This window comes from Rhizobium lusitanum, assembly GCF_014189535.1.
Taxonomy (GTDB): domain Bacteria; phylum Pseudomonadota; class Alphaproteobacteria; order Rhizobiales; family Rhizobiaceae; genus Rhizobium; species Rhizobium lusitanum_C.
This window is the reverse complement of record NZ_CP050308.1, coordinates 3,536,957-3,557,104: the sequence shown is the minus strand read 5'-3', so window position 1 is coordinate 3,557,104 and position 20,148 is coordinate 3,536,957. Positions and strand designations below refer to the sequence as shown.

General features: G+C 60.3%; 25 protein-coding genes and 1 pseudogene. 14 read left to right on the top strand and 12 right to left on the bottom strand.

All coding sequences use genetic code 11. The features are described from left to right. Positions 1-183 precede the first annotated feature (183 nt). Together HB780_RS30955 and HB780_RS30950 are read left to right on the top strand one after the other, a co-directional pair. Positions 184-1,095: a DnaJ C-terminal domain-containing protein gene (locus HB780_RS30955; protein ID WP_183692055.1), complete on the top strand. Its 912-nt coding sequence runs from the start codon at positions 184-186 to the stop codon at positions 1,093-1,095. Positions 1,096-1,098: 3 nt separating this feature from the next. Continuing rightward, complete coding sequence (locus HB780_RS30950) at positions 1,099-1,431, top strand: chaperone modulator CbpM (RefSeq protein WP_183692053.1); 333 nt, start codon at positions 1,099-1,101, stop codon at positions 1,429-1,431. A 5-nt stretch (positions 1,432-1,436) separates the two neighbouring features. On the opposite strand, the gene HB780_RS30945 is transcribed toward HB780_RS30950, so the two are convergent. After that, positions 1,437-1,826: a DUF930 domain-containing protein gene (locus HB780_RS30945; protein ID WP_183692051.1), complete on the bottom strand. Its 390-nt coding sequence runs from the start codon at positions 1,824-1,826 to the stop codon at positions 1,437-1,439. Positions 1,827-2,119: 293 nt separating this feature from the next. Here HB780_RS30945 and HB780_RS30940 point away from each other — a divergent pair, with 293 nt between their 5' ends. Further along, complete coding sequence (locus HB780_RS30940) at positions 2,120-4,213, top strand: S9 family peptidase (RefSeq protein WP_183692049.1); 2,094 nt, start codon at positions 2,120-2,122, stop codon at positions 4,211-4,213. 20 nt (positions 4,214-4,233) lie between these two features. Further along, a pseudogene (locus HB780_RS30935) lies at positions 4,234-4,756 on the top strand (DUF1697 domain-containing protein). A gap of 13 nt (positions 4,757-4,769) precedes the next feature. On the opposite strand, the gene HB780_RS30930 reads toward HB780_RS30935, so the two are convergent. After that, positions 4,770-5,147: a VOC family protein gene (locus HB780_RS30930; protein WP_183692047.1), complete on the bottom strand. Its 378-nt coding sequence runs from the start codon at positions 5,145-5,147 to the stop codon at positions 4,770-4,772. Positions 5,148-5,149: 2 nt separating this feature from the next. Continuing rightward, positions 5,150-5,431, bottom strand: a complete 282-nt coding sequence (locus tag HB780_RS30925) for a ribbon-helix-helix domain-containing protein (RefSeq protein ID WP_183692045.1) — start codon at positions 5,429-5,431, stop codon at positions 5,150-5,152. Positions 5,432-5,524: 93 nt separating this feature from the next. Between HB780_RS30925 and HB780_RS30920 the strand changes: the two genes are divergently transcribed. Continuing rightward, positions 5,525-7,033, top strand: coding sequence for a protein adenylyltransferase SelO (locus HB780_RS30920; RefSeq protein WP_183692043.1), 1,509 nt, complete (start codon positions 5,525-5,527; stop codon positions 7,031-7,033). Between the two features lie 140 nt (positions 7,034-7,173). On the opposite strand, the gene bla is transcribed toward HB780_RS30920, so the two are convergent. The 3 genes from bla to dmeR form a co-directional block, all read right to left on the bottom strand. Continuing rightward, positions 7,174-8,193: a class A beta-lactamase gene (gene bla, locus HB780_RS30915; RefSeq protein ID WP_183692041.1), complete on the bottom strand. Its 1,020-nt coding sequence runs from the start codon at positions 8,191-8,193 to the stop codon at positions 7,174-7,176. 85 nt (positions 8,194-8,278) lie between these two features. Beyond that, positions 8,279-9,238 (bottom strand): CDF family Co(II)/Ni(II) efflux transporter DmeF, encoded by a 960-nt coding sequence (dmeF, locus tag HB780_RS30910; protein ID WP_183692039.1) that lies wholly within the window; start codon positions 9,236-9,238, stop codon positions 8,279-8,281. Between the two features lie 37 nt (positions 9,239-9,275). Then, positions 9,276-9,548 (bottom strand): Ni(II)/Co(II)-sensing transcriptional repressor DmeR, encoded by a 273-nt coding sequence (gene dmeR / locus HB780_RS30905; protein ID WP_183692037.1) that lies wholly within the window; start codon positions 9,546-9,548, stop codon positions 9,276-9,278. Positions 9,549-9,887: 339 nt separating this feature from the next. On the opposite strand from dmeR, the gene HB780_RS30900 reads away from it, so the two are divergent. Next, the gene (locus tag HB780_RS30900; protein ID WP_183692035.1) at positions 9,888-10,376 is read left to right on the top strand and encodes a GNAT family N-acetyltransferase; all 489 of its coding nucleotides are present in this window, start codon (positions 9,888-9,890) and stop codon (positions 10,374-10,376) included. Positions 10,377-10,413: 37 nt separating this feature from the next. Here HB780_RS30900 and HB780_RS30895 read toward each other — a convergent pair whose 3' ends face one another. After that, positions 10,414-11,064, bottom strand: coding sequence for a C39 family peptidase (locus HB780_RS30895; RefSeq protein WP_183692033.1), 651 nt, complete (start codon positions 11,062-11,064; stop codon positions 10,414-10,416). Positions 11,065-11,150: 86 nt separating this feature from the next. On the opposite strand from HB780_RS30895, the gene HB780_RS30890 reads away from it, so the two are divergent. Then, complete coding sequence (locus tag HB780_RS30890) at positions 11,151-11,921, top strand: class I SAM-dependent methyltransferase (RefSeq protein WP_183692031.1); 771 nt, start codon at positions 11,151-11,153, stop codon at positions 11,919-11,921. A 19-nt stretch (positions 11,922-11,940) separates the two neighbouring features. Here HB780_RS30890 and HB780_RS30885 read toward each other — a convergent pair whose 3' ends face one another. The 3 genes from HB780_RS30885 to HB780_RS30875 all read right to left on the bottom strand — a co-directional run bounded on the left by HB780_RS30885 (position 11,941) and on the right by HB780_RS30875 (position 14,199). Beyond that, positions 11,941-12,855, bottom strand: a complete 915-nt coding sequence (locus tag HB780_RS30885) for a c-type cytochrome (protein ID WP_183692029.1) — start codon at positions 12,853-12,855, stop codon at positions 11,941-11,943. 106 nt (positions 12,856-12,961) lie between these two features. Beyond that, positions 12,962-13,408 (bottom strand): c-type cytochrome, encoded by a 447-nt coding sequence (locus HB780_RS30880; protein ID WP_183692027.1) that lies wholly within the window; start codon positions 13,406-13,408, stop codon positions 12,962-12,964. Between the two features lie 155 nt (positions 13,409-13,563). Continuing rightward, entirely contained in the window at positions 13,564-14,199 is a 636-nt protein-coding gene (locus HB780_RS30875; RefSeq protein ID WP_183692025.1) for a LysE family translocator, read from the bottom strand. Positions 14,200-14,327: 128 nt separating this feature from the next. Between HB780_RS30875 and HB780_RS30870 the strand changes: the two genes are divergently transcribed. Then, the gene (locus tag HB780_RS30870) at positions 14,328-15,020 is read left to right on the top strand and encodes a helix-turn-helix transcriptional regulator (protein WP_183692022.1); all 693 of its coding nucleotides are present in this window, start codon (positions 14,328-14,330) and stop codon (positions 15,018-15,020) included. Between the two features lie 58 nt (positions 15,021-15,078). Here HB780_RS30870 and HB780_RS30865 read toward each other — a convergent pair whose 3' ends face one another. Next, positions 15,079-15,927 (bottom strand): metallophosphoesterase, encoded by an 849-nt coding sequence (locus HB780_RS30865; RefSeq protein ID WP_183692020.1) that lies wholly within the window; start codon positions 15,925-15,927, stop codon positions 15,079-15,081. A 101-nt stretch (positions 15,928-16,028) separates the two neighbouring features. Continuing rightward, positions 16,029-16,631 carry a superoxide dismutase gene (locus tag HB780_RS30860; RefSeq protein WP_183692018.1) on the bottom strand — a complete coding sequence of 201 codons (603 nt, stop codon included), beginning with the start codon at positions 16,629-16,631 and terminating at the stop codon, positions 16,029-16,031. Positions 16,632-16,998: 367 nt separating this feature from the next. On the opposite strand from HB780_RS30860, the gene HB780_RS30855 reads away from it, so the two are divergent. The 6 genes from HB780_RS30855 (at position 16,999) to HB780_RS30830 (ending at position 20,081) form a co-directional block, all read left to right on the top strand. Beyond that, entirely contained in the window at positions 16,999-17,205 is a 207-nt protein-coding gene (locus HB780_RS30855; protein ID WP_007699502.1) for a cold-shock protein, read from the top strand. A 197-nt stretch (positions 17,206-17,402) separates the two neighbouring features. Further along, a complete protein-coding gene (locus HB780_RS30850; protein WP_012651133.1) occupies positions 17,403-17,618 on the top strand; it encodes a hypothetical protein in 216 nt (71 codons plus the stop codon). A gap of 143 nt (positions 17,619-17,761) precedes the next feature. Next, a complete protein-coding gene (locus HB780_RS30845) occupies positions 17,762-18,199 on the top strand; it encodes a hypothetical protein (RefSeq protein WP_286203094.1) in 438 nt (145 codons plus the stop codon). A 13-nt stretch (positions 18,200-18,212) separates the two neighbouring features. Next, entirely contained in the window at positions 18,213-18,464 is a 252-nt protein-coding gene (locus HB780_RS30840; protein WP_183692016.1) for a BON domain-containing protein, read from the top strand. A gap of 48 nt (positions 18,465-18,512) precedes the next feature. Beyond that, positions 18,513-19,163 carry an aspartate/glutamate racemase family protein gene (locus HB780_RS30835; RefSeq protein WP_183692014.1) on the top strand — a complete coding sequence of 217 codons (651 nt, stop codon included), beginning with the start codon at positions 18,513-18,515 and terminating at the stop codon, positions 19,161-19,163. A 105-nt stretch (positions 19,164-19,268) separates the two neighbouring features. Then, positions 19,269-20,081, top strand: coding sequence for a helix-turn-helix domain-containing protein (locus tag HB780_RS30830; RefSeq protein WP_183692012.1), 813 nt, complete (start codon positions 19,269-19,271; stop codon positions 20,079-20,081). Positions 20,082-20,148: the final 67 nt, after the last annotated feature.

The window sequence follows — 20,148 nt, the reverse complement described above, 5'->3', positions numbered from 1 at the left end:
TCCTCTGGCAAGGCGACCGAAATATGGCGATGTGCCGGCAAGAGGGTCATTTCCCATCGAAAATGTGTCTATAGTCATTCTACCGCAGTCGCTGCTTCGAAGCTCCCTCATCTATGATAGGATTGACCCGAAGCCGGCGTATTACTATCTGCATATTTCCTGCGCTCCCAAAGGGAACCATTCATGAGTCGTGATCCCTATGACATTCTGGGCGTAAAACGGGACGCCCCGCAAAAGGACGTCCAAAGCGCATATCGCAAGCTTGCGAAAAAGCTGCATCCAGATCTCAACCCCGGCGACAAGAAAGCCGAGGAAAAATTCAAGGAAGTCTCCGCGGCCTATGGCATCGTCGGGGACGAGGAGAAGCGCGCGCGCTTCGACCGCGGCGAGATCGACGGCAGCGGCGCGGAGAAGCAGGCCCGTAACTATTATCGTGACTACGCGGGGGGCGAAGGCCAACGCGGTCCCTACCGCAACACTGGTGGCTTTGCCGATTTCGGCGATACCGACGATATACTTTCCAGCTTCTTTTCACGTCGCAGCCGAGGCCAGTCCGCAATGCAGGGTCAGGATCGTAAATATTCCATGGAGGTCGACTTTCTCGACGCTGTTAACGGCACGAAAAAGCAGATCAGCCTGCCGGACGGACCCGCGCTCGATGTACAGATACCACCAGGAACCAAGGACGGGCAGACGCTGCGCCTGCGCGGCAAGGGCGACCACGGTTCTGGCGGCGGCGCTCCGGGCGATGCGCTGATTGAGGTGCATGTGCGGCCGCACCGCTTCTTCACCCGCGACGGCGACGATATCAGGCTGGAATTGCCGATCTCGCTGACGGAAGCAGTGCTTGGCGGCAAGGTCCGCGTACCCACGCCCTCCGGCCCGGTGACCATCACACTCCAGCCGAACTCCAACACTGGCAAGGTCTTGCGGCTGAAGGGCAAAGGCGTGCCCGTCCGTGGCAAAGACGCCGGCGACGCCTATGTTTCACTGAAGATCGTCTTGCCGGACGAGCCGGACGCCGAGCTTACTGCCCTGGTATCCGATTGGCAGGCGGGCAAGACGCATGATCCCAGAAAGACCATGGGAGACTGAGCGATGAACGAGAGCGAGTTTCGTCTGCGCCTCGAGATTGATGTCACAGTGCTGGAAGTCTGGATTGGCCAAGGCTGGCTCATTCCTGAAACCACGGAAGAAGGCCGGGATTTTCGCGATGCCGACCTCGCGCGTGGACAGTTGATTCTCGATTTGATCAACGCCATGGGCGTCAATGAGCCGGGCGTCGATCTGGTCATGGATCTGGTGGATCAGCTTCATGGGCTGAGATCGACGCTACGCGAATTGACGGATGCCGTCTCCCGCCAAAGCCCCGATGTGCAAGAGCACATCCTCTCTGAACTCGACCGCCTGGAGCGCCACGAAAGGCGCTGAGGGCATCAGTCGTAGAGATAGTATTTCTGCCAGCTATCGCGCGGCACCTTGTCGCCGATCTGAAAGCTGAGATTCCGCACCTCAACGTGCTCAGGGTCGGTCGCGCATTTATAGGAGAGATGATACCAATCGCCCTTGCTGCGGAAGACAGCGCCGGCAGCATTCATCGAATTCGGCTCCATATTCGGGTCGCTGAAGGTATAGGCGATTACCTTGTCCGGCTTGAAGCCGGTCTTCTCCGTGCCGATCCGCTTCATCGCTTCCGCATCGCAGGCCTGCTCCATCCGCTCGGAAGGATCGAGCTTTTCGAGCTCCTTCTTCATGGTCGCATCGACGGCGAACGCCGAGGTTGCGATGGAGGCCAAAGGCACGAGAATGGCGACGAATTTCAGCATGAAGACCGGTCCCTCATTTGTCTGTTTTCCGGGCTGGGCTGCATCTGTTCCACTGGGAAAGCGTTTCCAAGAAACACTTGTTATCGACGCAGCGCCAAGCGGACTTCGTTAAAGAATGTGGTCACATCAAGGCAGGCCTGCGCGGGACCGTACCACCATCGCCAGCGCGGCACGAAGTTAGGATCATCCGCTTGCCTGAGGCTTGAGCGGGCAATTGCCGCTTGAACCTCGACCGAGCGCCCTCTATTTCTCTTTCATCGCATACCCGACTTTCACTCAGAGAAAGCCCTCCAGTGTCTTCATTCAAAAGCCTCCCCACCCCGCCCACCGCGCCGAAGAAGCCGGTCACGGATACGCGCCATGGCATCACTCGCAGCGACGATTACGCCTGGCTGCGCGCCGACAACTGGCAGGCGATGTTCAAGGACACGTCGATCCTCGATCCGGAAATCCGCGCGCATCTGGAGGCTGAAAATACCTATATGAACGCCGCCATGGCGGACACGAAAGAGCTGCAGAAGCTGCTGTTTGCCGAAATGAAGGGCCGGATCAAGGAGGACGACAGCTCCGTGCCGGTCAAGGACGGCCCCTATGCCTACGGCACGCTCTTCGTCACCGGCGGCGAGCAGCCGCATTATTTCCGCGAGCCACGCGACGGTGGCGACCGCAAGCTGCTTCTCGATGGCGACAAGGAGAATGAGGGCAAGTCCTATTTCCGCCTCTCCGGCATCGATCATTCCACCGACCATAGCCACGGCATCTGGGGCTATGACGACAAGGGCTCGGAATATTTCACGCTGAAGGTCCGCAACCTCGACACCGGCGAGGACCTTGCCGACGTGATCGAGAATACCGGCGGCGACGGCGTCTGGGCGCCTGACGGCAAGAGCTTCTTCTATACGCTACAGGACGAAAATCATCGTCCGTCGAAGATATTCCATCACATTGTCGGCACGCCGCAATCGGAAGACCGGCTGGTCTATGAGGAAGAGGATTCTGGCTTCTTCATGGGCGTCGGCGGCTCCTTGCTCGACGACTTCATCTTCATCGACATCCACGATCACGAGACCAGCGAATACCGCCTGATCCCGACCTCGGACCTGACCGCCGAGCCGAAGCTGGTGGCCGAGCGCGATACCGGTATCGAATATGAAATGGCGGAAGGCGGCGACGTCTTCTACATCCTCACCAATGACGGTGACGCCAAGGATTTCAAGATCATGGAGACGCCGGTTGACAAGCCGGGCAAGGAAAACTGGCGCGATGTCGTGGCTCACAAGCCGGGCACGCTGATCCTCAGCCATATGGCCTATGCCCGCCACCTCATTTGGCTGGAGCGCAAGGACGGCCTGCCCCGCATCGTCATCCGCGACCGCGTCTCCGGCGAGGAACATGCGATTGCCTTCGACGAAGAAGCCTATTCGCTGGGTCTACAGGGCGCCGCAGAATACGACACTGACGTCATCCGTTTCTCCTATTCCTCGATGACGACGCCAAGCCAGCTCTACGACTACAATTTGGTGACGCGCGAGCGCACTTTGTTGAAGACGCAGGAGGTTCCCTCCGGCCATAATCCGGATGATTACGTCACCCGCCGCGTCTTCGCGCCGGCATGGGACGGCGAAACCGTGCCGGTCACCCTGCTCTATCGCAAGGATACTCCGCTCGACGGCACGGCACCCTGCCTGCTCTATGGTTACGGCGCTTACGGCGTCACCATTCCGGCTGGCTTCAATACCAATTGCCTGTCGCTCGCCGATCGTGGCTTCGTCTATGCCGTCGCCCATATCCGCGGTGGCAAGGACAAGGGCTTTGCCTGGTACGAAGACGGCAAGATGGAGAAGAAGACCAATACCTTCAAGGACTTCATCTCAGCGGCCGACTATCTGAATCAACAGAAGTTCACGTCCTACGCGAACATCATCGCCGAGGGCGGTTCGGCCGGCGGCATGCTGATGGGTGCTGTCGCCAACATGGCGCCGGATAAATTCGCCGGCGTCATCGCCGCCGTTCCCTTCGTCGACGTGCTCAACACCATGCTGGACGACACCCTGCCGCTGACTCCGCCGGAATGGCCGGAATGGGGCAATCCGATCGACAGCCAGGAAGAGTATGAGCAGATCGCCGCCTACAGCCCCTATGACAATGTCGGAGAAAAGCCCTACCCGCCGATCCTGGCGCTCGGCGGCCTGACGGACCCGCGCGTTACCTATTGGGAACCGGCAAAATGGGTCGCCAAGCTACGTGAGAAGACCACCGGCGACGCACCGATTCTCCTCAAGACCAATATGGACGCCGGTCACGGTGGCGCATCGGGCCGCTTCCAGCGGCTGGAAGAGATCGCCTTCGAATACGGCTTCGCCATCAAGGTCGCCGGCAAGATGTAAGCGAACATCGGGAGGAGCCGATGCCAGTCCATATCGCCCTGCTGCGTGCCGTCAATGTCGGCGGCACGGGCACTCTGCCGATGGCGGAGTTGAAGGTCCTATGTGAGGGCATCGGCTTTACCGACGTGAAGACTTATATCCAGAGCGGCAATGTGCTCTTCCGTTCTGATGAGAACGAGGCGACAGTGCGTGTGCGCCTGGAAGAGGCGTTGGCGCGCAAGATGGGCAAATCGCCGGGTGTGATCCTGCGCAGCCGGCAAGCCCCTGCAAGCGGTGGCCAAACACTCACCCTTCCCGCATGCCAAGCCGAACTATCTGCTCGTCACCTTCCTGCCGGAACCCGCACTCGCCGATGCTCTGGACAAGCTCGTAGCGCCTGATGGCGAAGAGGTGCATGTTGCCGGCAAGGAAATTTATATCCACTATCCCGATGGCTCCGGCCGCTCGAAACTGAAGCTGCCGGTGCTGAAGCTTGGGACGGCGCGGAACCTCAATACGGTGAGGAAACTGGTGGAAATGGCGCGGGAGATGGAGGAGAGCTAGGGCGCGCTTCGCATCATTGCGCGGGGACTTGCCAGGGAGGATCGATCCGATTGGTCCCGGCAAAATAAAGGAGGACGCGATTTCCTCCGGGATCGAAGAGCTCGGCTTCGCGCCATAGCCATTTTTTGTCTTCGGGTCCGCTTGTGAAGCGAATACCGGAGGCTTTGAGCGCATCGACGGTTGCATCGAGATTGTCGCACTCGAAATAGACCGTCGTCCCGCCGCCGCCCTTCTCGCCCTGATGCAAGGAAAAGGTGCTTTCTCCGTCTGGGCAAACAAATCGCGCATATCGGGGGCGAGCATCAACGATCGGCTTGAGGCCCAGGGCACAATAGAAATCCCACCCCGCGTTCAAATCCGGCATCGTAACCGTTACTTGGTTTAAGCGCACAATCAGTACCTCCTACTACGAGCCACGCTCGGCCTGTCGAAAACAGGTTTCCAAACATTGCTCGACTTCCTCCCACTCAAATTTGGCCTCGGATCATCCAGCGATGCCTTGACCTTCTGGCGGATCGTCGCGATCCGTTCCTGATATTCTTCCTCTTCCCGCAGCCAGACCCTGACAGCAGCACGTAGAACTTCACTCGTGGAGGCATAGGCCCCGGCATCGACGCGGCTCTTGATGGCGGCGACCATTTCGCTGGGGAGCGAGATGCTGAGTTTCTCGTTCATGGCAAACTCCTATCCTTGGCAGGATAAAGTAGGATTTTCCCTACTTTGGACAAGCGCCTTGCGCCGCATTCCCGCCGGCCCTACCTTAGACCTATGAGCTCTTCTCTCCGCGACAATCCGGTGCTTGAGGCACCGTCCATACCGTTCGACAACAGCTACGCGCGCCTGCCTCCGCAGTTCTTCGCGGAACAGGCTCCGACTCCGGTTGCCGCGCCCCGGCTGATCAAGTTCAACGCGGCGCTCGCACAGGAGCTTGGGCTGGAGGCCAAGGCTCTGGAACAGGATGGAGCGGCGATCTTTTCCGGCAACGCGCTGCTGCCTGGCTCCCAACCGCTTGCCATGGCCTATGCCGGCCACCAGTTCGGCGGCTTCGTGCCGCAGCTTGGCGATGGCCGGGCGATCCTGCTTGGCGAGGTCATCGACCGCAACGGCAAGCGCCGCGATATTCAGCTCAAGGGCGCTGGGCCGACGCCGTTTTCACGCCGCGGTGACGGACGGGCAGCTCTAGGGCCAGTCCTGCGCGAATATATCGTTAGCGAAGCCATGTATGCGCTCGGCATTCCCACAACACGGGCGCTGGCGGCAGTCACCACCGGTGAGCGGGTCTATCGCGAAGGGGCATTGCCCGGCGCAGTCTTCACTCGCGTCGCGGCAAGCCATATCCGTGTCGGCACCTTCCAGTATTTCGCCGCTCGTGGCGATACGGATAATCTGCGCATCCTCGCCGACCACGTGGTCGACCGGCATTATCCGGAGATCAAAGATCGCCAGAACCGCTATCTGGCGCTGCTCGAAGCCGTGGCCGACCGGCAGGCGTCCCTGATCGCGCGTTGGCTGCATGTGGGTTTCATCCATGGCGTGATGAACACCGACAACATGACCATTTCCGGCGAGACGATCGATTTCGGCCCCTGCGCCTTCATGGACGCCTACGATCCCGCAACCGTCTTTTCCTCGATCGACCGCCAGGGCCGCTACGCCTATGCCAACCAGCCGGCCATCAGCCAATGGAACCTCGCGCGGCTCGGCGAGACGTTGCTGCCGCTGATCGATCCGACGCTCGATACCGCCGTCGAACTGGCGAATGGAGTGATCAAGGCCTATGGCGAGCGCTTCCAGACCTATTGGCTTGCCGGAATGCGCAAGAAGATCGGCCTCGCGACAGAAGAAGACCGCGATCTCGATCTGATCCAGTCGCTGCTCGCAGTGATGCACGAGCAGGAGGCGGATTTCACCTTAACCTTCCGACGGCTTGGCGTGCTTGCCGCAAGCGATGGAAACGAGGCCGCCTTTGCCGCCAGTTTCAGGGATCCGCAATCCGTCGCGCCGTGGCTGGCTCGCTGGCACGAGCGGCTTGGCCGCGATCCGCAATCACCGGCCGCGCGCGCAAAGGCGATGTTGGGCGTGAACCCCGCGTTCATCCCGCGCAACCATCGTATCCAACAGGCAATCGAGGCTGCCGTCGAGGAGGATGATTTTTCATTGTTCGAGGCGCTGTTGACCGTGCTTGCCAGGCCCTATGAAGACCAGCCGGCCTTTGCGCCCTACATGGAACCACCGCAGCCGGCGGAACGGGTGCTGCAGACCTTCTGCGGAACGTAAGGGAAGCCGGGCCTTGAGCCTCAGGATACAGAGCTATTCATCGTCTGAACTTCTCAAACAACATGAAGGCGATGCGATCCTGATTCACATCGCGACCGTATCGCCCTGATTTGTCGATTTCATTTCAGAACGCTACTATTTCACACCACCATGCCCGCGACGATCTTGCCGACTGAAGCGAAGACATCTTCGATATCTTTCGCAGGAGCGGTCGCTTCGCCAACATAGGTTACAACGAGGATGGGGCCGCGCTCGGGCGGCCAGATGATGGCGATGTCGGCATAGGAACCGTTCTCACCGGTGCCGGTCTTATCGCCGACCTTCCATTCCTTCGGCAGGCCGGCGCGCAGGCGGCCATTGCCGGTGGTATTGCCGACGAGCCAGTTCGACAATTGATCCCTGGAGGCCTCCGACAGCGTGTTGCCGAGCGTCAGAAGCCCGATCGTATCCAGCATGGAATCGGGCGTCGTCGTATCCCGTGGGTCGTCCTTGACCGCCTGATTGACATCGGGCTCCTTGCGGTCGAGCCGGGTTTCCGTGTCGCCGGTGGTGCGCAGCCATGCCGTCAGCGCCGCCGGTCCACCGAAGCTGTCGAGCAGCAGATTACCGGCAGTGTTGTCGCTCAGCGTGATTGCCGCGCCGCAGAGCTCGGCGATCGTCATGCCGTCGGTGCCGGCGTGCTTTTCAGTCTCCGGCGAATAGGTAACGACGACATCTTTGCCATAGGTGACGCGACGGTCGAGCTTCTCTACGCCCTGATCGACGCGAGCGAGCACGAAACCGACGGCAAGCGCCTTATAGCTGCTGCACAGGGCGAACCGTTCCGCTTCGCGGTAGCCGAGCGAAATATTGGTTTCCGTATCCAGCACGGAAACACCGAGACGGCCGCCGGTCTTCTTTTCCAGATCCGCGAGCTGCTTATCGGCATCTTCCGTTACCTGGGAATTGTCCGCCCCCTGAATACCGTCCATTCCATCATCATCGTCGGGCGTCGCGGAACTGTCCGGCGCATCAGATGTGCCAGGTGCTGGAGCCGTCGCGTCCGGGCTCTTGTTGGCGCTGGCATCCTGCGCGAACAGGACTTGCGGGCCAAATGTGATGGCGGGAAGGAGCAGCGCCGAGCCTGCCAAGAGGCGGCGGCGGGTAAGCAAAGTGGGCATGCGGAAACCTCCAGCGGAATCAGGCGCATTCAGAGCTAAGCGAGGAATATGGCAAGCCTCTGGCACACCCTTCCTTCAATCCGCCTTATGCCGCTTTTTCGACCGTGACTTCAACGGTGACATGCGACAATTCATGCAGTTCCGCCAGCCGGGCCTTGTAGAAGGCTGGATCGCGCGGCTCCGGCGTTGCCACGGCAACGATCGCCGCGTGATGGCCGGGGCCGACCTGCCAGACATGCAGGTCCGTGATGCGGTCGCCGTCAGTTTCGATGACCTCCCGGATTTCGTCCGGCAGTTCTTCGCCAGACGGGATGAAGTCGAGCAGGATCGAACCGGAGGAACGCAACAGGCTCAGGGACCATTGCAGGATCACCAGGCCGCCGACGATGCCCATCAGCGGATCGAGAAAAGTCCAGCCGAAATGACTGCCAAGCACGAGGGCGACGATCGCCAGAACCGATGTCATGGCGTCGGCGATGACATGGACATAGGCCGAGCGCAGGTTGTTGTCCTTGCCGCCCTGGTGATGATCGTGCCCGTGGTCATCACTATGATGGTGATCATGGCCATGGCTGTGGCCGTGATGGTCATGATCATCGTGCAGCAGCCACGCGCTGAGGATGTTGACGAGGAGGCCGACTGACGCAATGGCGATCGCCTCGTGAAAATTGATCGCGACCGGGTTCATCAATCGCACCAGGCTTTCCCAGCCCATCAACACCGCGATCATGGCAAGGATGATGGCGCTGGCGAAACCGGCGAGATCGCCAAGTTTCCCGGTGCCGAAGGTAAAGCGCGCATTGTGCGCATGACGGCGAGCGTAGAGGTAGGCCAGCGCCGAAATCAGCATGGCGCTGGCATGTGTCGACATGTGCCAGCCATCGGCGGTCAGCGCCATCGAGCCATAGAGCGTGCCGGCGGCGATCTCGACCACCATCATCACCGTGGTCAGGGCGATGACCAGCCAGACGCGGCGCTCGTTGCGCCGGTGATCGGCGCCCAGAAACACATGGCTATGCGTCAATGCATCCGAAGAACCACTCATGACATCCGTCTCCTGTTGAATGCTCCAAAGCCCCTGCTCAGCGCAGATAGGTCTTCAGCACATCGGATATTTCATCGACCGCCCGACGGCGGTCCGCTTCGCTCTCTGCATGGAGCACATGCTCATGCAGATGATCGTCCAGTATCTCGCCGGTCAGTCCCGTCAGCGCGCCCCGGATCGAAGCAAGAAGCTGCAGGACCTCCCCACAAGGGCGCTCGGCTTCCAATGCCCGCTCCACCGCCTCCATCTGCCCCTTCAGGCGACGGACACGGGAAAGAAGTTTGGCTTGCTCGCGAACGGTATGGGACATGGCGACCTCATTTATAATATAGGGGGTATACTATATTCAGCGCCAAGAGCAACCCTCGCTTGATGAGGCGCGGATGCGACAGGCTGACGCGCGCTTGCGGCGATCTCGATGCCTAAAGGTTGGCGCCCATGGTCATCGGCGGGGTCCCATTGACAAATCCGCCATTCCGGATCATTGATGCGCCCATGATCAAGCACGCGCTCAACACCTGCACGTATTTTTGGCTGTACCTGTAAAGGGCGGCTTAGACAGATCATATTGTCAACAAGCCGCCGTCAGGCGGCTTTGTTGTATCAGCAGCGTCCTGACGGCTCATTCGAAACAAGGACGCGAAATGCCATGCTAGACGATAGCGAAATTTCCCTTCTCCGCCCGCCGGTGCTCACCATCCGCAACGCGCATCCGCGCGACATGCCGGAACTGAACGACATGATCAGGCTGCTGGCAGCCCATCACGGCGATCCCTCCGGCGCGACGCCCGAGCAGCTCGAACGCGATCTCTTCGGCCCGATGCCATGGATCACGGCACTGGTGGCCGAAGGCGAAGATGGACTGATCGGCTACGCCATCCTAGTGCCGCTCTACAAGGCGCAGGAAGGCCAGCGCGGCATGGACCTGCATCATCTCTTCGTGCGCGACGGCCATCGCGGCCATGGCATCGGCCAGCATCTCGTCGATCGCGCCCGTGACGTCGCCCGCAAGGCCGGATGCAGCTTCCTCTCCGTCGGTGCGGCGACCGGCAATTCTCAGGCGCACCGTTTCTACGAAAATATGGATTTCAAGCCACGCCCGGTTACCGGGATGCGCTATCTCCAGGCACTGGCCTAACTGGCCACGACCGGGATCGCCGTTGACCTTCCTATCGTCAGCGATCGATGGCGATCCCGCGCCCGGCGAAGAATCGGCCGAATATCTCCAGCGGCAGCTCCACATTCTCGCGCGTAGCAACTTCGTGCCCGGAGGGATTGTGAAAGCGAACCGAGCCTGCGTTGACTGCCGTCACCAAAACAAGATGTCCACCCTTTGATGGCGGCGCGGTATCCGACCAGCGGATGGAATGGTGCACGGACGCGATGAAGAATTCGGATTGCGTCAGGATGTCGCCGATATCTGCGACCGAAATCCCCGTGACGACCCTGGCGTTCAAGCCGAAACGATCTTTGACGAAGGGAACGAAGGGCGCATAGATCAATCCTTTGATCTTGCCATCGACCTCCTCGACATAACCGCCATAGTCCTTGCATCCCATGGCCAGATCCATGATCGGCACTATCAGGCCCGTGCGGGCGGCAAGAACCATCTTCAGGCAGGCCATGCCGCAGAGATTGCCGGCCCAACGCGCGTAGTCCTCGACAGTGCGAGCCCCTGAAGATGCCCAAAGCGGATCTTTCAGCAGCGCTGCCGGCGCGCCCTCAGCCACCACGGCCAGCGTCATGTCAGGCGTTTCCCATTGGCTGAAATAAGGAACCTCATGCTTCACCGCGGCGTCCAAGATCACCCTCTCCCGTTGCTGCATCCCAAGCTCACCGGGCTGTAAAATTCAACGGAAATGCGCTATAAAAATGGCTGCGCATCGGCGATTTCTCAACTGAGGATATCCCCTTGGAACAGCGGTTTACTTTCGACGGCGTGGCAGCTCTTTATGGCGGCGCCCGCCCCGTCTATCCCGAGGCGCTCTTCGATGACATCGTCACCTTCGCCGGTTTCGCCGCTACGGATCGCATCCTCGAAATCGGCTGCGGCACGGGACAGGCGACGCAAGGGTTTGCACGACGCGGCTTTTCGGTCCTCGCGCTGGATCCCGGTTCGGACCTGATCGGCATCGCAAGGGAAAACCTGGCTGACTTTCCCAATATCCGCTTCACGACGTCGACCTTCGAAGCCTGGTCGGGTGAAGCGGCAGCCTTCAAGCTGGCGATCGCCGCCCAGTCCTTTCACTGGGTTGCACCAGAGATCCGGTTTGCCAAGACGGCCGCCCAGCTCACAGCCGACGGAACACTTGCGGTTTTCGGTAACGTGCCGCTGCCGCCGGCATCACCCCTCGGCCCGGAATTCGCCCGCGTCTATTCGCAATACGCTCCATCCCTCGCCGGCCCGCCGGCGGAGGCTTGGTATTTGCCGGATGGCCCTTTCGCGGCGCTGTTCGAAGAGTCCAACTATTTCGGGCCGGTAGCACACCGCTGCTATCCCTGGAGCCGAATGCATAGTGCAGCAAGCTACACCGATCTGCTGCGAACGCTCTCAGGTCATCGGCTTCTGGCGGATAGGCAGAGGGAGCTTCTACTTGGAGCGATTGCGGAGACGATCGCTGCGCATGGTGGAGAGTTCGAGCTTCATTACGAGACGCACCTCTATATGGCAAGGCGACGTTAAAGAGGGACCATTCGGCCCCTCACCGCGCCGGCAGCGCCTTCAGATAAGCCGCGATCGCCTCGCGGTCAGCGGCCGGGAGGTGCGCGATATTCTGCTGCACTTCGGCCATCGAGCCACCGGCGGAATCATAGTCGGGGGTAAAACCGGTTTCGAGGTAGGTGGCGATATCGCCGGCACTCCAGCTGCCAATCGCCTTCGAGCCGGGGGTGATGTCGGGAATGTTGCCCTTGCCTTCCGGGTTTGGTGCGCCGGCGAGCCACTGGTCTTTCAGGAAGCCACCGAGCCCGTCGCGCGGGGTATGACACTCGCCGCAATGGCCCGGACCTTCGACCAGATATTGGCCACGCTTGATCTTGTCGTCGGCACTGGCGAGGACGACACGGGGCTGATCGTTGAAATAGAGGAATTTCCAGCCGCCAAGCGCCAACCTGATATTGAAGGGGAACGGCAGCTCATGCGGCGGGGCGACATTGTCGCTCTTCGGCAGGGTCTTCAGGAAGCCCCAGAGGTCGTTGATGTCCTTGTCGCTCATGCGCGCATAGGAGCCGTAGGGGAATGACGGATAGAGATGTTCGCCGTTTTTGCCGACACCGCGCTTCATGGCATTGCCGAAATCGGCCAGCGACCAGTTGCCGAGGCCAGCCTGCTCGTCCGGCGAGATGTTCGGGACATGGAAGGTGCCGAAGGGGCTGGCCAGCGCCAGCCCGCCGGACAACACCAGCTTGGCGTCGCCTTGCGCGCCGGATGCCGCATGACAGCTCGTGCAGCCGCCCGCCCAGAACACCATCTCGCCATTCTTGATATCGGGATCGCCGAGGCTTGCCCAATGGCTTGCCGGCAAGGGCGATGGCGCGGTGACGACATAGAAGGTGCCGAGGCCGATGATGGCGAGGCCGACAAGACAGAGCAGCCACCGGACAAAACGCGCAATCATGCCTCACCCCCTCCACTCAGCCTGCATCATGAAATACTGACATCCACACCGGCGGCAAAGCCGGTGCGGATGCATAATCTGATGTCCGGACGATGCCGGCCTACCGCTAGTCCTTCTTGATGCGGTAGGCCTGATGACAGGCGCCGCAACTGCCGCCCAGGGTCTTCAGCGTCGCGCCAACGCCTGCCTGATCGGCCGGGAGCTGCGCAAGGGCTGTCTCGGCATCGGTGGACAGCTTGGCGGCCTTGGCCTTGAAGTCGTCGAGATTGTCCCAGATCTTCGGATTGACCTCGGCATCGGTCTTGTCGCTGTCGGGGTTGAACTGATCCGGGAAAGCCTTGACCGTCTCGGCGATCGTCGTCAGCGAGGCCTTGACGATAGCGGCGTCATAGGGCTTGTCGCCCTTGGCGATGGCGCCGAGAGCGCCAGTCGCGCCGCCGATCTTCTTCATCAATGCAATACGGGCATCATGCGTGCCGCTATCGGCCGCCAGGACCGAACCAAAGGCAACGCCGGCCAGAGCCGTCGCCACCACAATCGCTCTCCATTTCATATGCTTCTCCTACCTCTGCCTGCGTGATCAAGACCGCTGATGCGGTTGGCGCATTGCCACGCTAGCATGTTTGCCGATTTCCGCGCAGTCGATGAAGTCACAAAGTGGTGAGAGCTGAGCAAAATCAGTGTCATATTCGAGACATATGCCGGCCCTCAAACCATCCTCCAGCCTTCCCATACAGTGAAGACCGATACCGCGAACAAGAGCAGCCCGGCGGCACGCCCGGCAAAAGCCGTCGCTCCAGGATTGGCAACCAACAGATCGCGGCTACGGCCAGCGGTGACGGCAAGACCGCCATAGATGAGCAACTGCGTGGCGACGGTCATCAACCCCATGATCGTCGCTTGTATCCAGATCGGACCGTAGTCCGGCTTCAGGAACTGCGGATAGACGGCAAGGATGAAGAGATAGGCCTTGGGGTTGATCAGGCAGGTGACCGCACCCTGGCGAAAGGCCTTCCAGCCGGAACGGCTGCCGGCTGGCCCCTGATCGCCGACGGTGATCGAGCTGCGCATCAGCGTAATGCCGATAAAGGCCATGTAGCCGGCGCCGGCAAGAAGCAGCGGATTGAAGAGAACCGGCACGAAATGCATCAGTAGGCCGACGCCGAGCGCGCCGTTCAGCGAATGCACCGCGCCGCCCAGCATGATGCCGCCCGTCGCGGCCAACCCTCTGTTGCGCCCGCCAGTCAGCGAATTGGCAAGCACGAAGAGCATGTCCATGCCCGGAACGATGATGATGCCGAAGAGAAGGAGAAAGAAAAGCCAGAGATTTTCGGTGTAGCCCATGTCAGTTGCCTATCGTCTCGTGCGGGCGAGCCGCAGAGGAATTTGTTGATTTTCAATTTGATAGGCAGTCTTATAGTTCAGCCCAACTGACAGGGTGTTGTCAGGAGCCTTCAAGCCCGGAGGATGAAATGCGCAAGGCGTCACGCCTGTTCGAGATCATCCAGATCCTGCGGCTGGCGAAAAAGCCGGTGACGGCGGCCGTCATCGCCGAGCGGCTGGAAGTGACGGTTCGCTCGGTCTATCGCGACATCGTCGCCCTGCAGGCGATGCGCGTGCCGATCGAGGGCGGGCGTGGCATCGGCTATATCATGCGGCCCGGCTTCGATCTGCCGCCGCTGATGTTTTCGATTGAAGAGATGGAGGCGATCGTGCTGGCGCTGGCGCTGCTGGAGCGCACCGGGGACGACGAGCTGAAGCTCGCGGCCAAGCGCGTCAGCGCCAAGATCGCCGGCGCGGTACCGCCGCCGCTGCGCCAGACATTCGAGGCCAACGCTCTGCACGCCTGGGGCTTTGCCGCGCCTTTGGCCGGCGCCATCGATCTCGCGCTGGTGCGCCGCGCCATCCGCGACGAGGAGAAACTGGATCTCTCCTATCGCGACGAACTCGGCCGCGCCACCGAGCGCATCATCCGCCCGATCGCCCTGATCTATTACGCCGAAACCGCCAACATCGTCGCCTGGTGCGAGTTGCGCCAGGCCATCCGCAATTTCCGCAGCGACCGGATCGAAAGCTGCGAAGCGGCGGGACAATGGTTCAAGGGCGAAGGGGATCGGTTGCGGCAGGTCTGGGTGAACGGATGGCAGGTGAATGCCCAGGCCTGAAGCATCATGCCGCCAAAGCGGGACGTGGCGGAGATGCGGGTGGCGGCGAAATAAAACGTTAGCTCAGGGACAGCACCCTGCTCTCTTCCCGCCCGAAGCCGGCAATCTCCAGCCGATCCTCGTAGACCGCGACAATCGCATAGGCGCTGTTGTCTTCGGTATCGACCATGCCTTTGAAATTAATGAAGTAAGTTCCACCGACGGTGCCGAAATTCCCGGCGTGATTATGACCATTGAGATAGGCGACGACGTGATCATGCCGTGAGAGCAGCGCCAGCATGCGTTCGCTGTCGAGTGCGTCGTGCGAATTCTCCGGGAAAACCGGATAGTGGTTCATGACCACGACTTTCTCGCCGGCGGCCTTCGCCTCGTTCAGCTTGGCGGCGAGCCAGTCATATTGCGTGTTGCTGATGGCACCGTTCCAGCGATGCGAATTCGGCGCGCCGGCGTCATCCAGCGCCTTCATCAACGCCTTGGCCTCATCGCGACGCGGGTCGCCTTCCGGTGGGGCAAACAGGCTGACCTCGTTGCCGTCAAGGGCGATGAAACGATAGCCGGCATGGGAGAAGTCATAATAGGCCGACGACAGGCCGACGCGGTTTACGACCTTCGTCAGGTGCTCTGGCGCGACCGCAAAATCGTGATTGCCGAGCAGGAAATACCGCTCATGCCGCAAGCTCGCGTAGACCGGCAGGATATCGTCGAAACTCTCCCAATGACGGTCGATGATGTCCCCGAGTGTGACGACGAAGGCGAGGTCGTGCCGGTTGAATTCCGCAATAGCCTCTTGAAGTTTGGCAAGACTCTTTGCCGGATAACGATCGAGCTCGAGATTGGGTTCGAGAGCGGCATATTGCGGATCGGCGACGACGCCGAAACGGAAGAGCGGAGCGGACGAAGACGACATGCAGCCTCCTTGGGCTGACGGGATGGCAACCGGACGACAGATACGAAAACACCCGACGCTTGGACAGCGCCGGGTGCAAAAGCAAGCCTGGAAGGCAAAACTTACTTCATGGCGGCTTCGTAGCGCTCCAGGACGTAGTCCCAGTTGATCAGGCTATCGATGAAGGCCTCAAGGTATTTCGGGCGCAGGTTGCGATAGTCGATGTAGTAGGAATGTTCCCAGACGTCGACGCCGAGGATCGGGGTCGCGCCATGAACCAGCGGGTTTTCGCCGTTCGGGGTCTTGGAGATTTCGAGCTTGCCGTTCTTGACGGAAACCCAGGCCCAGCCGGAGCCGAACTGGGTGGCGCCGGCAGCGGCGAAATCAGCCTTGAACTTGTCATAGCCGCCGAGATCGGAAGCGAAGGCAGCTTCGAGCTTGCCCGGCAGCTTGTTGCCGCCGCCGCCCTTCTTCATCCACTTCCAGAAATGGACGTGGTTGTAATGCTGGGCAGCATTGTTGAAGAGACCGGCATTGGTGCCGAAGGACTTCTTCACGATCTCTTCGAGAGACAGATCGGAAAGACCAGCTTCAGCCGCCAGCTTGTTGCCGTTGTCGACATAGGCCTTGTGATGCTTGTCGTGGTGATACTCGAGAGTCTCACGCGACATGAAGGGGGAAAGAGCATCGTAATCGTAGGGAAGTTCAGGCAATTCGAAAGCCATGGTCATATCTCCTCTTGGCAATTGATTGCGTCGGCAGGTGACCCGGAACATAGGAGGGGAAGATGGGAAGGGCAACCGGCGACATGCCAAAAAATCGTGGGCTGGAGGAAAATTTACCCGTCTTTCAACCAGATGCCACTTGCACCGATCACCGCCCGATTTCTGTGTCGAACGCTCTAATCGCCTCCTCACCCAATACTGGTCTTAATTAAGCCTTAATCATCCTGTAGTTGTCCTTTTATCGTCTTGGGCAGTTTGGCTTATCGCGGCGTCAGAGTTCTCGACCCGCCGATCTCCTCAACCGTATGGTCCTGAATATGCAAGGCATGACTGCCGGCGTCGACCATGCCAAGCCCAAGGAGACAGCATGTTCAATGGCATCGTCAAGAATTTCGACCTGGAAAAGGGCTACGGCTTCATTCAGCCGACCGACGGCAGCGTCGCTATTTTCGTTCACGCGAAAATAGTGGTGAAATCCGGCCTGGAAACACTCAAAAAAGGTCAGAAGCTGATCTTCGAAATCGAGCAGGACGGCATGGGCCGCAGCTCGATCTCCAAGCTCAGATTGGCCTGATTAGAACGGAATGCGGCGCTGACCACGGATGTACTGGCAGCCCGCGATCCCTCGATTGACAATCAAGCCAGAATGTTCGGCATGCGACGTTTCCGTCGTCTTGCCGGACATACATTTCCCGATAGACGATATTCGCGCGAAAGCGCCATGATAACAGGGCCGTTGCAACAGACAGGGCCGGAAAGACGTAGCGCACCGTGGCCATCCACCGTTTCCCCATCGGCGAGACCGTTCGACTGAAGAGCCTGAAAGGCCTTTCCCCGAAGGCCGCGGAGGTTTACCGGATCACGGCTTACCTTCCAGCGAGGGACAATTCCCCGCAATACCGGATGCGCAATGACGAAGTCGCCCAGGAACGGGTGACACAGGAAATCGATATAGAATCGATCGCCCCTGCGGCAAAAGCCGAATAATTCGCGCCGCAGCAGCCGCGCTCAGCAACAGCCTTTAAGGCCACTGTTTACTTGATGGTGCGCGGGAAACCGCGCCCGGTTAATGTAGGCGACAATTGTCGCATCGAGCTCCCAGACCGTCAGCAACGTCGGAAGGATTGACGATGCCTGCCGATAGTCCCCGCAAGATCAGCAACACCGATGGCCCGGTCGGCCTCATTCCATTCTTCGAAAGTCGCTCGTCCCGTCATATCAGGGACACGTTTCTCATGGACAGTCGGGCGCCTGTCTTTGAAAACGATGATTGGCTGATCGATGATTTCGGTATCCGCGCGAAGATGCCAGAGGGCACCTTCAAGATTCCCGCCAGCCGCCTGGGCGAATTGACGACATCCTCCGCAGGCGCGTTTCTGTTCTGGCCGACGCATATGGCACAGGAAAGCTGGCCCAGGATCGACCTGTTCATCGAAGCCTATAGAGAGGCCCTGACGATCCACAGGGGACGATACGGATCGAAAATTCCGGACGCGCTGCTCGATAGCAGCCTAGATACCGCGATGGCGATATCAACGGATAGAACGCGAAAGACAACCACTAGCTGAGGAAATCAGACCCATGACACCCTCATTCTCCCCCATTACATCGCACGCCAACACGCCTGAAACGATCGACCTCGAATTCGCGGTGGAAAACGCGCTGGCCATCGCCGAAGATATCGACGGCCCGGATGTTTTCGTGACTGCGGACGGCCCCAAGATCGTCCTTAGCGGCTGGCTTGCAACCAAAGAAGAGATCGATCGCGCCGGTAAAATCGCGGCCACGATCTGCGGCATTGCACGCGTCGACAATCAGATCGTCAGAGGCTAGGCTCCGCGAACCGCCGCCCTTTCGGGTGGCCTCAGCGAGACCAGTTCCGTGAAAATAGCCTGCCTGCACACTGCCGAAAGCAACATCCCGATCTATGAGGACGCAGCAAGGGAGCTTGGCCTTCCGGCTGGCGCCCTTCATCACCATGTCCGCGCCGACCTTCTCCTGACCGCCGAACGGTTGGGAGGGCTGACGACAGATATCACGGCTGAAACGGCTGATGTCCTGCTGCGTCTCGCGCAGGAGGCCGATGTTGTCGTGCTCAACTGCTCCACTCTTGGCCCGGCGGCATCGCTGGCGGCCGACCAGTCCGCGGTTCCTGTTATCAGGGCCGATGGCGTACTGGCGGAGACGGCCGTGAAGGCGGGCGGCAAGGTTGTCGTCCTCTGCACCGTCGGAACGACCATCGACCCCACCACCCGACTATTCGAGGACGCCGCGAAGGCAACCGGCGCTGAGATCCAGGTTCGGCTGATCGACGGCGCCTGGGCTCTGTTCCGGGCTGGCGAACAGGCGGCTTATCTGGCGTCAATCGCCGAGGCAGTCGATGCAGCGCAGCGCGAGGGGGCGAAGACGGTCGCCTTCGCACAGGCGTCGATGACCGGAGCGCTAAGGCTGCTGACCGGAAGTGCTCTTCAGCCGATGACCGGTCCACTCGTCGCGCTGGAAGCAGCTATGGCAGCGGTTGCCGCAAACTGAATCACCTGGAGCCGAGAGAACCGACAAGGCGCTTTGCGGGCTTGGCATCGTCAGCAGCGTGGTCCAGACTATTGCCCTCATCGACATCAGCAGGACGCCGCCGCCATGCCCGAGGCCTATCAGATATTGGAGAAGCTGCGCCGGCTGGCGGGGAAAGACAATCGACCGGTCGCAATGCCGGCTGATGGCAAAAGCTATTCCACGCTCTTCACCTTCGTCACCCGGCAGCGCGAGCGGATCGCCGGCTCGGCCTTTTCCCATGTATCGATCGTCGTTCTCGTCGAAGGATCCAAGGAGGTGCTCAGCATGGGGCGGCATCTGCGCTTTCCGGCAGGCACGGTGCTAGTGTTACCCGCCGGCTGGCGCGGCGATGTCGTCAACGACCCCGATCCGCAGAGCGGCATCTATCGCGCCATCTTCATCAGCTTTCCCGATGAACTCGTGCGCCGCGCTGTCAGGGCATTTCCGCCTGGGCGCATGGCCTCGCAGATCGACCTGCCGCTCGATCCGGTGCTGGCTGCCGCCATCCACCATGCCGGCGACGGTATTGCATCCGGCGAGCTGCCGGCGGAATTGATCGAGCATCGCCTGATGGAGGTGCTGATGGTGCTTGGCATGCGCGGCGCCCTGCCCGCGTCGCCTGAAACGACGGCGGAGGCCGTGCGCGCGCTGGTGCGCTGGCAGCCGGACCGCGCCTGGACCGCCGATCTCATTGCCATCGAACTCGGCACCAGCAATGCAACACTGCGCCGGCGTCTGTCGCGAGAAGGCTCCTCGCTGCGCGATGTGCTGGCAAGCGAACGCGTGGCGCTCGCGACCACATTGTTAGCCGAAGACGGGTTGTCGCTGCGCGAGGCAGCACTTGCCACCGGCTATCGCTCACCCCGCCGCTTTGCCGAGCGGCTGCGCGGGATTTGAGCGTTTCCGGCTGCATTTTGAGCGTTTACGTGCGCAAGCGTGCCGGATCGATCTGTTAGACCCTGCC